The 12669-nt window shown below is 49.4% G+C and carries 11 protein-coding genes; 1 reads left to right on the top strand and 10 read right to left on the bottom strand.

Annotated elements, in window-relative coordinates; translation table 11 throughout:
- Nucleotides 1-13 precede the first annotated feature (13 nt).
- From J7E85_RS00790 to J7E85_RS00755, 8 genes are all read right to left on the bottom strand, one after another.
- Nucleotides 14-1003 (bottom strand): ABC transporter ATP-binding protein, encoded by a 990-nt coding sequence (locus J7E85_RS00790; protein ID WP_194543399.1) that lies wholly within the window; start codon nucleotides 1001-1003, stop codon nucleotides 14-16.
- A complete protein-coding gene (locus J7E85_RS00785; protein WP_076322005.1) occupies nucleotides 1000-2004 on the bottom strand; it encodes an ABC transporter ATP-binding protein in 1005 nt (334 codons plus the stop codon). The genes J7E85_RS00790 and J7E85_RS00785 overlap by 4 nt, the downstream gene beginning before the upstream one ends.
- Before the next feature lie 15 nt (nucleotides 2005-2019).
- Nucleotides 2020-2928 (bottom strand): ABC transporter permease, encoded by a 909-nt coding sequence (locus J7E85_RS00780; RefSeq protein WP_215154009.1) that lies wholly within the window; start codon nucleotides 2926-2928, stop codon nucleotides 2020-2022.
- 12 nt (nucleotides 2929-2940) lie between these two features.
- Nucleotides 2941-3867 (bottom strand): ABC transporter permease subunit, encoded by a 927-nt coding sequence (locus tag J7E85_RS00775; protein ID WP_215154007.1) that lies wholly within the window; start codon nucleotides 3865-3867, stop codon nucleotides 2941-2943.
- Between the two features lie 115 nt (nucleotides 3868-3982).
- Nucleotides 3983-5572 (bottom strand): glutathione ABC transporter substrate-binding protein, encoded by a 1590-nt coding sequence (locus tag J7E85_RS00770; protein ID WP_215154005.1) that lies wholly within the window; start codon nucleotides 5570-5572, stop codon nucleotides 3983-3985.
- A 94-nt stretch (nucleotides 5573-5666) separates the two neighbouring features.
- A complete protein-coding gene (locus J7E85_RS00765; RefSeq protein ID WP_215154003.1) occupies nucleotides 5667-6671 on the bottom strand; it encodes an asparaginase in 1005 nt (334 codons plus the stop codon).
- Nucleotides 6672-6699: 28 nt separating this feature from the next.
- Complete coding sequence (locus tag J7E85_RS00760; protein ID WP_215154001.1) at nucleotides 6700-7860, bottom strand: ROK family transcriptional regulator; 1161 nt, start codon at nucleotides 7858-7860, stop codon at nucleotides 6700-6702.
- 830 nt (nucleotides 7861-8690) lie between these two features.
- Entirely contained in the window at nucleotides 8691-8927 is a 237-nt protein-coding gene (locus J7E85_RS00755; protein ID WP_015736133.1) for a ferredoxin family protein, read from the bottom strand.
- Between the two features lie 287 nt (nucleotides 8928-9214).
- On the opposite strand from J7E85_RS00755, the gene J7E85_RS00750 reads away from it, so the two are divergent.
- Nucleotides 9215-9862, top strand: coding sequence for a helix-turn-helix transcriptional regulator (locus tag J7E85_RS00750; RefSeq protein ID WP_076322011.1), 648 nt, complete (start codon nucleotides 9215-9217; stop codon nucleotides 9860-9862).
- 109 nt (nucleotides 9863-9971) lie between these two features.
- On the opposite strand, the gene J7E85_RS00745 is transcribed toward J7E85_RS00750, so the two are convergent.
- Entirely contained in the window at nucleotides 9972-11048 is a 1077-nt protein-coding gene (locus tag J7E85_RS00745) for a PQQ-dependent sugar dehydrogenase (protein WP_215154594.1), read from the bottom strand.
- A 32-nt stretch (nucleotides 11049-11080) separates the two neighbouring features.
- Entirely contained in the window at nucleotides 11081-12589 is a 1509-nt protein-coding gene (locus J7E85_RS00740; protein ID WP_215153999.1) for a UDP-N-acetylmuramoyl-L-alanyl-D-glutamate--2,6-diaminopimelate ligase, read from the bottom strand.
- Nucleotides 12590-12669: the final 80 nt, after the last annotated feature.

The raw sequence follows: 12669 nt of genomic DNA, 5'->3' as shown, positions 1-12669 counted from the left end.
AGAATCAACGCTGTTAAGCGTTTTTCATGATTTCTTCGTCATATAAATGGCATGCCACCTGATGGCCCGGCTCCACCTCACGATAAACGGGCGTAATCTGTTTGCACACTTCCATGCAGGATGGACAGCGTGTATGGAAGCGGCAGCCTGTCGGCGGATTCACCGGACTCGGCAGATCCCCCTTCAGAATGATCCGTTCCTTCTTCTGCTTCGGATCCGGAACGGGTACCGAGGACAGCAGGGCTTGAGTATAAGGATGCAGTGGGCGGTCATATAGGGTATCTTTATCGGCCGTCTCCACCAGCGCGCCCAGATACATGACACCAATCCGATCACTGATATGCTCAACCACGCTGAGATCATGGGAGATGAACAGATAAGTCAGGCCGTACTCCTCCTGAAGATCCTGCAGCAGGTTCAGCACCTGCGATTGGATGGAAACATCAAGCGCAGATACTGGTTCGTCGGCTACGATCAGATTCGGGCGCACGGACAGTGCTCTGGCAATGCCGATCCGCTGCCGCTGACCGCCGCTAAACTCATGGGCAAAGCGTTCGGCATGGAAGCTGTTCAATCCGACCGTCTCCAGCAGCTCGCAAGCCAGTTTGTCCCGCTCTTTGGTGCTCAGCTTGGTATGAATGAGCAAGGGCTCTGCGACCAGTTCTTTGACCTTCATCCTAGGATTAAGGGAAGCGTAAGGATCCTGGAAGACCATCTGCATGTCTTTGCGCAGCGGGCGCATCTGATTCTCATTGTATCCGCTAATATCCGTTCCGTTAAACAGGACCTCGCCGCTATTTGGCGTCAGCAGACGGGTCACCAAGCGGCCTGTCGTCGATTTGCCGCAGCCGCTTTCGCCAACCAGACTGAAGGTTTCGCCCTTATGGATCGCGAAAGAGATTCCATCCACGGCACGAAGCTGCTTGGACGTACCGAAGAACCCTTTTTTCACCGTGAATGATTTCTGCAAATTCTTTACTTCTAATAGAGGTGTTTCTTTCATGCGGTTTCTCCTCCCTTCGAGTGACCTTCCTGTGTCAGCCAGCAGCGGCTCTTACGATGTTCTTCATGTGCGACAGGGAGAAGCTCCGGCTCCTGGGAGAGACACTGCTCCATCACGAACGGACACCGCGGGGCAAACTTGCAGCCTTTCGGCATGTTCCGCAGATCCGGCACATTCCCTGGAATGGATTCCAAACGGCGCACCTTTTGTCTAAGCTTGGGCACTGAATGAATGAGTCCTTTGGTGTACGGATGCTGAGGATTCTCGAACAGCTCTTCAACCGTCGCCTCTTCCACGACTCTGCCTGCGTACATGACAACCACCCGGTCGCACATTTCGGCCACGACGCCAAGATCATGGGTAATAAGCAGCATGCCCATTTCCTGCTCGGTCTTCAGTCGATTCATCAGATCCAGAATCTGAGCCTGAATCGTGACGTCAAGGGCGGTGGTCGGCTCGTCAGCAATCAGCAGCTTCGGATTGCAGGACATCGCCATCGCAATCATGACCCGCTGTCGCATACCGCCGGACAATTGGTGCGGATAGTCATCCACAACTTCATCGGCCCGCGGAATACCCACGAGTTTGAGCGAGTCGATGGCATGCTGCCGCGCCTTCTTGCGGCTATAACCCAAGTGCAGCATGATGGATTCCTCCAGCTGTTTCCCGATACGAAGGACGGGATTCAGCGATGTCATCGGCTCTTGGAAGATCATGGCCAGCTCATTTCCGCGATAGCGGCGCATTTCTTTTTCCGACATTTGTACGAGATCCTTACCCTCAAAACTTACCGAGCCCCCGGATATTCTGCCGGGCGTATCTTTAAGGAGCCTCATGATGGACAGGGAGGTCACGCTTTTGCCGCATCCGGATTCACCCACGAGTCCGAGCACTTCGCCTTTATTGATGTGAAAATCGACCCCTGCTACGGCAAGCACCGATGAACCATCGCGTTTGAACTCGGTTTTGAGGCCTTTTACTTCAAGCAATGTTTGCGTCACGATCTATCCCCCCTATTAGTTTTTCGTTTTCGGATCAAGGGCATCATTCAGTCCGTCACCGATCAGGTTAAATGCAAGCACGGTCAGGAATATGAGAAGTCCCGGGTAATACACGATATGAGGTGCAATACTCAAGTAATCGCGCCCCATGCTAAGCATGGCGCCCCAGTCCGGTTCCGTCGGCTTGGCACCGAGTCCGAGGAAGCTTAACGAAGAAGCTGCCAGAATGGCGCCGCCGATTCTCATCGATACGTTGACAATGATGCTGGGAACCGTCTCAGGAAAAATATGCTTCCATATAATCCGGTTATGTTTGGCGCCCATGGACCGTGCTGCCTCTACATATAAAGACTCCTTCGCGGAGAGTGTCACGCTTCGAATGATTCTGGCAAACGACGGCGTCCCGAAGACTGCCACCGCGATCACCACATTGGATAAGCCCGGCCCCAAAATAGCCACGATTCCGATGGCAAGCAGCAGGTCAGGAAATGAGAACATGACGTCACTTCCCCGCATAATGAGACGGTCGATCCAGCCGCCATAGTAGCCACTAATCAGGCCGAGAATCGTACCGAGAACTGCGGATATAAATACCGCGCTTAAGCTGACCGCCATAGTCAACCGGGTACCGTCGATCAAGCGGCTCAGAATATCACGGCCGTACTCGTCCGTGCCTGCCCAATGGGCAGCCGACGGGCCTTGCATCATCGCATCATAGTTCGGCTCATTCGGAGGATACGGAACGATTTGCGGACCGATCACCGCCAGCACTAACAATATCAAGATAAATCCGCTTGATATAACGGCAAGCTTTTGCTTCATGAATTTAGACGTAAACGCTTTGAATTTGCCAGTCGCCTGACTCTTCGCAAGCGTATCCTCCGGTACGGAGGAATTGACCGTCACTGTTGAATTGTCGCTCATGGGTTCCCCCTCCTATTTCGATGCATACCGGATTTTTGGATTCAGTACACCGTACAATAAATCGACAATCAGGTTAATCAGGATAAATTCGGCTGCAAACAGCAGTAAAAGCGCTTGAATGACGGTATAATCCCGGAACGCGATCGAGTCTACCAAGAGACGCCCCATGCCAGGAATACTGAATACCGTCTCAACCATAACCGAGCCGCCCAGCAAAAATCCGAACTGCAGCCCCGCAACGGTTACGACCTGAATCAGGGAGTTGCGCAGCGCGTGTCTGCCGACAACGACGAATTCCCGCAGACCCTTCGCGCGTCCCGTCCGGACATAATCCTCACGCATCGTCTCCAGCATCGAAGAACGAGAGTATCTTGCCAACATGGACATAATCCCGGCCCCCAGCGTAAAGGAAGGCAGAATATAGGACTGCCAGCTGTCGACACCGCCGGTCGGGAACCAGCCCAGCTCAACGGAGAAAATTTGAATAAGTACAAGTCCAAGCCAGAAGCCTGGCAGGGAAATACCGGATATCGCAGTCAACATCCCGATATAGTCCGGCCATTTTCCGCGGTTGACGGCAGATATGATACCAATGATCAGACCAATAACCAATGCCCAGCCAAGGCTGGTAAAGGTCAGGACAATCGTCGGGAAAAAGCGGCTTTCCAACATGTCCGTCACCGGCAAACCGGAAGTAACGGATACACCCAAGTCACCCTTCAACAGATCACTCATGTAGTTCACATACTGCTGCCATAGCGGCAAGTTTAAGCCTAGCTGCTCTCGAATCCCGTTGATCTCCTCAAGGGTGGCATCCTTACCTGCAACAAGTCGTGCCGGATCTCCAGGAATAAGGTGAATGAACATAAATACAAGAATGGATACAACGAACAACAGCGGGATAACACCCAGCAGCCTCTGAATTGCATATCTTCCCAAAGGATGTGCCTCCTTTCAACATGCCAGCTTTTTAAAATACGATGGGCCGCTTCCTTATTGATTCAAGAGGCGGCCCACCACAAGGTATACGTTTAGCAAGCTCTTCGCTGCCTGATTATTTGACTTCTGCGTTGATCACGCTGATCGATCCGTCCGGAAGGGCTTTAACGCCTTCAAGATAAGCTCTCTTGCCGGTGATGACCTGATCGACCCCGAGGAATGCCCAAGGAGCGTCTTCCCAGATTTGTTTTTGGATGTTCGCATAGATTTCTTTTGCATCTTCAGCTTTTACGGATGCGTTAGCATCCTTGATCCATTGGTCTACATTGTCGTTCTTGTAGTAAGCCGTATTGGAACCAGCCGGCGGGAAGAACTCGCTGCTGAATAGACCTTTTGTTGCGCCGTCGGCATCGCCTGACGAAGGGGACCAGCTTACGTACCACATTTGAATTTTTGCGTTTTCCGGCGCAGCCGAGTTAATCTGATCGGACAGGGTAGCACCCTCCATCGGTTTCGGATCCACTTTGATTCCGACCAGAGCCAGCTGCTGCTGAATGAACTGCATGCCTTTTACCGTTTCGGAATCGTTCTCTCCCCAAATCTCAGCTTCGAATCCGTCTGGATATCCTGCTTCCGCCAAGAGAGCTTTAGCTTTCTCCAGATCATACTCATAACCGGATTGCTCGGAGTAGTGCTGTGTCATAGAGGACATGGAAGACTTCAGCTTCGAACCCAGTCCGGATTTAACCACTTTAATGTAAGCATCTTTATCAATTGCATAGTTGATGGCTTGACGAACCTTCAGATCGTCATAAGGCTTCTTCATGGTGTTCAGTGTAATATAACGAACGATGGTGGAATCGATCTTATCAATGACAATATTGGAATCGCCTTCTACTTCAGAGACTTGTTCGGTTGGCATTGGATAGATAAAATCCGCTTCGCCTGTCTTCAGCATTGCGATCCGGGAACCGTTCTCCGGTACCGGTTTGAACGTAATGCTGTCTACCTTCGGAAGACCTTCTTGCCAGTAATCTTCATTCTTTACAACAACAAGGCGGTCACCTTGAATCCATTCCTTGAACTTGTATGCTGCCGTACCTACAGGGTTCTTCGTGATGTCAGCACTTTCTTTGAGCGCTTTCGGACTGATCATAGGCGCCATCGCGGTTTTGTTCAAGAAAGCGTTGTACGGTTGGCTAAGGGTGATGACAACCGTGTGGTCATCCGGAGTTTGAACATCGGCGACGGTAGAAAAGCTTTTACGCATTCTAAGGTTGTTCTTTTCATCCATGATGCGATCCAGGTTGACTTTTACAGCTTCTGCGTTGAAATCCGTTCCATCATGGAACTTAACGTTCTTGCGCAGATTGAATGTGTAAGTCAGGCCGTCTTCGCTGATCTTGTAGTCTTCAGCCAGCACAGGAACAAGTTCCATTTTCTCGTTGAAGCCCATTAAACCTTCGTACATCGTGCGTGCACCGGAAATGGAGTGCGTGTCTCCGGCATTGTGAGGGTCAAGCGTAATGAAGTTGGCGTTAATCGCAATGACAACATCTTTGTTATCTTTTGTCACCGGCTTGCTCTCTCCGCCGCCTTCACTTGCCCCTTTGCCGCTTCCGCTGTTTCCGCCGCAGCCTGCCGCAACAATCGTAAATGCGAGCAGCAGCATGAGCAGCGACCATGTTCTACCTTTGAATCTCATTGTTTTACTCCCCCTTTGATGTAGTGAATATCTATAGATTCACTCGCCGCTTCAGCATATAACATCCTGCCAATCGCCTTGAGTTCCTCACAGCTTAAACATTCCATTCGTACACCGCGCGTCGCTTCCCGACCAGCGTACCGCCATCGTTGAAAATCTCATTTGGAACAAGCGCGTACAACCGGTCGATCGTAGCCTGATCGCTGTAGCCGAGACGCTCCAGGATGGAAGCGATAATGCAAGGCCATACTTGCTCGGAGCCATCGGACACTTTAAGCGAGATCGCCAAGCGTTCTTTCCGAAGTCCGATGCCGTACACACCCTTGGCGCCGCCCTTGGCTGCCAGATTGTGGTCCCGGAGCAATGCGGAGCACACAAACTTCGTGTCTGCAATGATATCCGGATACTCATTCATCAGCTTTGCCATTCTGGCTGCTGCATCCGCCGTCTCTGCGTCCTTGATCAAATCAGGGCAAGCCAGCTTAAGGAAAGCGTATCCGATACGGTCCAGCGGAAGCGCGAAGATGGGAAGTCCACAGCCATCAATGCCTTGCGGAATCGAGGAAACCGGAACTTCAGCAAAATAAGCCAGCGTCTCGATGATTTCTTGCTGAACCGGATGCTCCGGCTTGTAATACGTGCTCTCGTCCCAGCCCATATGCTTACACAAAGCGATCAAGCCGCTGTGCTTGCCCGAGCAGTTATGGAAGATCCGCCGCTTGTCCTCATGATCGCGATGACGCTGCGCCTTGGCATCCTCGTTCAATGGATAAGTTGCGCAGCAGTGTAGCGTATCTTCCTGAATCCCGGTTTTCTTCAAAATAGATTCCAAGGCATCAATGTGGAATCGTTCGCCCCGGTGGGAAGCGGCAAACAAGGCCGTTTCTTCCCCTGTAAGTCCGTACACCTCGTCAATCCGGCGTTTCATTACCGGTATTGCTTGGAACGGTTTAGCCGCCGATCTCAGAAAGGTCATATGATGCGGATCACCCGCTGCATAAACCACCTTTCCGTTCTCGTCTACAACACTGATCGCTCCGTAGTGGATGTTCTCCAGTACGTTTCCGCGATACTCCTCTACCAATGGCACAAATCCCATGATTTTGCTCCCCCGATCTCCAGTTGTATTAATTCAATCGAAAATAACGATCCTGTGCGACAAGTCCCGACCCTATGATGACCCCATGCTCGTGAAGCTCGGAGCGGACAATCGTGAAGGAATCCTGAAGCGGTTCCCAGATATACTGTGAGTAGCACAGGTCGATGATCTCTTCATATACTTCAGGAAACTTGTCCAGAATCTCACCACTCAATATGACGCTGTCCGGATTGTACATGCTGACGACGTTATTAATTGTAATCGCCATATACGCGAGTGCCCTATCGATTAAATAGGTCGCCCATCGTGTTCCAGCCCGTCTTTCCGCATACAGTTCCTCAATCGTACGAACAGGCTGAATCTTGCTGGCTTCCGACAACAAGGACGGTATATTGATATAAGTTTGGAGGCAACCGGCTTTTCCGCAGTCACACATCATACCTTCAGGATCAACGGTCGTGTGTCCGATTTCCCCCGCGCTATTGGTCACCCCGCGGTAAATCTCCCCTTCCAGGATCAGCGCTGAGCCTACGCCATTACCGAACCCAAGGAGAACCGTCCGGTTGGAGCCGTATGCCGAGCCTTTAAGCTGCTCCGCCAATGCCTTTACCTTCAGCTCATTGTCTACCACCGCTTGAAGCCCGGTTAATTCCTTGAGCCTCTCGGCAAGCCTCACATTCTTCCAACCAAGCTGTACCGAGAAATTGACGACCCCGGCATCAACATCGATGATGCCCGGCAGTCCCACGCCCATGCCCACCACCCGTCTGCGATCGATATCGCATTCCGCGATGAGTTCTTCAATGGTGTCTGCAATTCGAGCCACCGTGGCTTCTGCCGTATCCTCCGACGATCTCGGAAAACTTCCGCTGCACAGTACATTTCCCTGAACATCGATGAAGCCAATATTGGCTTGATGGCGATCGAGCTCAACGCCAATCGAGATGACCGCCGTATCCAGCAGTCTTATTAAGGAAGACTTTCTTCCGCGTCCGGCCGAGGCTTGTTCTTCCGTTTCGTGAACGTACCCTTCTTCCGTCAGCTCTGACACGATCCGGCTGACCGTTGTCGGACTCATTCCCGTCTGTTTGGCAATGGCTGCTCTTGAAATCGGCTGTTCGTTCTTGATGATTTGGAATACTGTGAGTCTGTTCTGCCGCTTCATAAAGTCTTGATCATGCTTTTTCATGAAGACATCCCCTATTTAATTTCACCAGTAGATTAATTAGATCATTTTTCCAAATAAAACGATCCGAAATCATCAAAAAACCGTGATTATTATCAAATTTATTATTTTTATTCTCCAGTGATATTAATAATAAAACGTGTTTTGTAAATGTGTCAATATATATGACACATTTAAATTATTATTTTTTTGTTTCTGGAAATGTAAGTGTTTCAATGTTTTGCGAAAGAAATTCAATCTCGTGCATACATACAGATGACCACACTTCGCGCACAACATGACATCAACTTAACACGGAGTCTCCTAAAATGTAGATAACAACGTCGTTCCACCTCATAAATAAAGCCATCCGAGAAACGAATGATTGGAACATTCTTCATCCCGGATGGCTTCAAAAGGAGGAAATATATGATTATTTCGGTATTATCCCAGGTCCTTTAGTTGCTTCCCTGCATGATCCGCCTAAAACGAATTAAACCACCCGAGAAATAAATTCGAGGTTGACCCTCAAATGATCCCGGATGGCTTATGTATAGAGAACACGCATTTTGATTATCATGAAGCAGGTTAATAACGCTCAATTTTCCGACTAATTATCTTAGCCGCCTTTATTTGTTTACTTGCTCTTAATGTCTAGTCTTCTATCTTTAATTAATCTTTTAATCTCTTATCTCTTTATCTTTAATCTTTTGATCTTTCCCACCAGCGGAGGTTTGAGGATAGCAGATCCTTTGGGAGTCCGTTTCTACCTTACCATTTCATTCTGGAAACGGACGGACAACAGAGCGGATAGCCTCAAACCGAAGCGCCCGATAGACTCAAACCGGAGCGCCCTACTTGTTTTTGTAATATTCAACCGCTTTATCGAAATAATGCTTCTGGTCTTCCGGCAGATCCTCAAAATAGAAAATGGCCGCAACCGGACAAGCCGCTTCGCAAGCCCCGCAGGAGATACAAATATCGGTATCGATATAGAACTGGTCATCTCCTTCTTCTATGCAATCCACAGGGCAAACGTCAACGCATTCTCCCGCTTTCTCTTCAATACAAGCTGAGCCAATAACGTACATCCGTATTCCACCTTCCCGAGTGTAATAATCTTTCAAACATTCGACTGGCTATCATTGCAAAAAGCTTAAACTTCATCAATTCCTTATTTTTCTATACTTTTTATACTAAAATATATCATAATTATGTGGTTAATCATGCCAATTGTCAATAAACCGCGTGATGATAGCCTCAAAACAGCCATTCCGGTTGACTTATAGAAAGTAAAGACATAAGATGAGACATATTGCTTTTTAACCTTTTTTGTTAAAAAAGAAAGCATTCATCGAGAAACAAGGCGGTGATTATAGTGGATCAAGAAGTCGCATACAGTACTCGCGAGTATATCATGCAAATGTTAAAAATAAATGGTGAACTCAGCACAAAATCCATTACCGAGGCACTGGGCATAACAGGGATGGCCGTTCGGCGCCATCTGGAGAGCTTGAAGAGCGAGGGTTACATCACCTATCGAACCGTGAAACAACCGATGGGAAGACCCGTCTCCTTATATAGTCTTACGGAATCCGCCGAAGATTTTTTCCCTAAGAACTATCATGCGCTTGCACTCGATCTGCTGAACGAGCTGCAGGACGAGGCCGGTGATGAAATGATTTCACGGCTGTTCGACAAGCGTAAGGATACATTGCTGAACAAGTACACGCCTACGGTGAAAGCCGATGCGCTCGAAGATCGGGTTGCAGCCCTGGCCCAGGTGCAGAATGACAATGGATATATGGTGGATTACAAAAAAGTCAACGAAGAAGAATATCTCCTCGAAGAACTGAACTGCCCCATATCCCAGGTAGCCAACCGGTACCAACACGCATGCCGCTGTGAGCTTGACCTGTTTCAATCCTTGCTGGAGGCAGATGTGGAACGTACCGAGTGCCTTGCCAAGGGCGACAAAAAATGCGTCTACCGTATTCGAAAACAAACCGAAGCCAAACAAACATAATATCTGTTATTTCCACTTCAGACTCCTTCCATACAGGAAGGGGCCTTTTTTGTATTGTACTTGCCCTATCTTATTCTCTCAAATTGCAAGACATGTACAATTCTTTGAATTATTTCAGTACCAGCAGCCGATCATCCTGATCGGAGGGCACCCCCCGACCATCGGTATTGTTGGTAATGACATAGGTTTTGCCGTCATGGACTTTGACGTCTCTTAATCGACCCTCACCCTCCAATACCAACTCAAGGAAGGCATTCTCCGGCTGAAATCGGTACAGCTTCTGGCCGCGAAGGGTGGCCACGTACATAGCATCCTCCTCATCAAAAGCGATGCCTGAAGGAGCAATGGCCGTTTCGCTGCTGTGGTAGAGCGGGGATTTCATGCCCTCTTGCTGTTCATCTCCGATAATCTCGGGCCAGCCGTAATTGCTGCCAGCCGTGATCTCATTAATCTCATCATGTCCGCCGGGTGTACCGGACGGTCCATGCTCTGAGCTGTAAAATTCACCTTCCGAATTCCAAGCCAAGCCTTGCGAATTCCGATGCCCTAACGTATAGACATAAGAGCCTGCAGTCGGATTATCCGCCGGGACCTTGCCATCCAGCGTCAATCGCAATATTTTGCCTGCCAGACTCTCCTGGTTTTGCGCAAGCTCTCCTTCACCCGAATCTCCCGTCGTTACGTAGAGCATCCCGTCGGGTCCGATCGCAATTCTGCCGCCGTTATGTACGTTGGAGCCGGGAATGCGTTCAAGAAAAACATGCGACTCTGTCCATTGATTCCCCTCCTGCTTCAGAAGGACCAACCGGTTCATGACTTTTTCCCCCTGATTGTAGGTGTGGTAGGCGAAGGCCTTGCCGGAATTCTGAAAATCAGGAGCTAACGCAAAGCCCAGAAATCCGCCTTCTCCTTGATGGGCGACCGGCTTCTCGGTATGTACCGACTGTCTGGTAAAAGTGCCGTCCTTGATCTGAACGATATTTCCTTCTCGCTCGCTGATATAAATCGTATCGCCGTCAAAATCGATAGACCAAGGTGTCCTCAACTGCTCTGCAAGCGCTTGATAAGCGGAATCATTTTTTTCCTCCCGACGGTCTTCCTGCCTCCCTTCTTCCTTAGAAGGAGAAGACTGTGTACAGGCAGCAAGAAGCAGCAAAACAGCAATCAAAGTTGCCCCAACCACCATTCTTTTCAAAATCCAGCACCTCCCGGGTAATTTTATAGCTCCGGTGTCATCATCTGGATGCCTTGTTCCATGTCCTGCAAGGAACGCAACACAATATCTTCATCGCTAAACGATTCGATCTGGCTGCCTGCTACATAATGGGTCTCATGTCCTCGTCCGGTAATAATGATTCTGTCCTCGTCACCGGCCAATTCCACAGCTCGTTGAATGGCTTCTTTACGATTCAGGATAACCTCCCAATTTCCCGCTTCATGCGAGGTTAAGCCACCCAGCATCTCAGCCATAATCTGCTCCGGATCCTCCGAGAACGAATTGTCTGTCGTGAACAATACATAATCCGAATACGAAGCTGCAATGTCCGCCATGAGCGGACGTTTCAAGCGATCTCTTTCGCCCCGGCAGCCCATCACGCATATCATTTTGCCTGAAGTGATTTCTTTGGCGGATTGCAAAGTTGCCTTAAGTCCACCTGGATTATGCGCATAATCCACAACCACGTGAAATCTTCGTCCTGTTTCTATTTCTTGAAATCGTCCATGAACCCCTGCAAATTGGTGAAGACTTCTACGGATTTCTTCAAGCGTTACCCCTTCCAGCAAACAAGTGGTCATGGCAGCAAGTGCGTTATACACATTATGAACACCATGCACCTTCAGACTGAAAACGCCGTGTCCCCATGGCGTTTCTACATGGAATGTGCAGCCTTCCCGCATGTTTTGAATGTGCGTCGCCCGAACATCAGCCTCGTTATGAATGCCATAAGTTACGATCTGTGCGGATGTACGTTTTGCATAATAGGACGATGCTTCATCATCCGCATTCAGGACGGCCTTCTTCAGCATATCACGGTTACTGTTACCGAGCTGGGCGAACAACAGCTCCTTCGTATTGCGATAGCTCTCCATATTCTGGTGGAAGTCCAGATGATCATGCGATAAATTTGTAAAGACCACGGTTTGAAAATCACATCCACGCACTCGCCCCATATCCAATCCGTGCGAAGACACTTCCAACACGGCATAGGCCCCGCCATGAGTGACCATCGTGTGAAAATAACGCTGCAGCTGGATCGTATCCGGCGTGGTATTCAGCGTCTTCTCCATATGATCTCCGATCTTCATGTACAGTGTGCCAATAATGCCCGTTTTGCGGTGAGCGTCATTAAGTATTTTTTCTACCATATGGGTTGTCGTTGTCTTGCCGTTCGTCCCGGTAATTCCGATCAGTTTCAAACGCTGCGTGGGATCTCCAAAAAAAGCGTTTGCGAGAATCGGTAGGATTCTTCGGGTATCCGGTACCGTTATACGCGTTACGTTTCCTGGAAGCACTGGCAGCTCCCGTTCAGCTACGATGGCAACAGCGCCGTTGCGTATCGCATGCCGGGCATAGTCATGGCCGTCCACGTTAAAGCCCGGAACACAGACAAACAGGCCACCAGGCCGGATCTCTCTTGAATCTGTTTCCAGGTTCGTGATATCCACGGAAGTACTGCCCGTTATCGTCTTAAGTATCAGCTGCTCCGTCAGTGATTTCAGAATCATGTCAGGTTCCTCATCTCGTGATGTAATCAAAATCCCATGGTCAGTGGCAGTGTGATATATAAGATGTAGAATTTACGACG

This window comes from Paenibacillus sp. ISL-20, assembly GCF_018613005.1.
Taxonomy (GTDB): domain Bacteria; phylum Bacillota; class Bacilli; order Paenibacillales; family Paenibacillaceae; genus Paenibacillus_AQ.
Note: the sequence above shows the minus strand (reverse complement) of the source record. Positions and strands in the feature narration are given on the sequence as shown.

Bases quoted from the DNA above. Each gene is read 5' to 3' on its own strand.
- J7E85_RS00755 (WP_015736133.1), bottom strand. From the start codon at position 8,927: ATGTACGTTATTGGCTCAGCTTGTATTGAAGAGAAAGCGGGAGAATGC.
- J7E85_RS00780 (WP_215154009.1), bottom strand. From the start codon at position 2,928: ATGAGCGACAATTCAACAGTGACGGTCAATTCCTCCGTACCGGAGGAT.
- J7E85_RS00740 (WP_215153999.1), bottom strand. From the start codon at position 12,589: ATGATTCTGAAATCACTGACGGAGCAGCTGATACTTAAGACGATAACG.
- J7E85_RS00745 (WP_215154594.1), bottom strand. From the start codon at position 11,048: ATGGTGGTTGGGGCAACTTTGATTGCTGTTTTGCTGCTTCTTGCTGCC.
- J7E85_RS00760 (WP_215154001.1), bottom strand. From the start codon at position 7,860: ATGAAAAAGCATGATCAAGACTTTATGAAGCGGCAGAACAGACTCACA.
- J7E85_RS00765 (WP_215154003.1), bottom strand. From the start codon at position 6,671: ATGGGATTTGTGCCATTGGTAGAGGAGTATCGCGGAAACGTACTGGAG.
- J7E85_RS00790 (WP_194543399.1), bottom strand. From the start codon at position 1,003: ATGAAAGAAACACCTCTATTAGAAGTAAAGAATTTGCAGAAATCATTC.
- J7E85_RS00770 (WP_215154005.1), bottom strand. From the start codon at position 5,572: ATGAGATTCAAAGGTAGAACATGGTCGCTGCTCATGCTGCTGCTCGCA.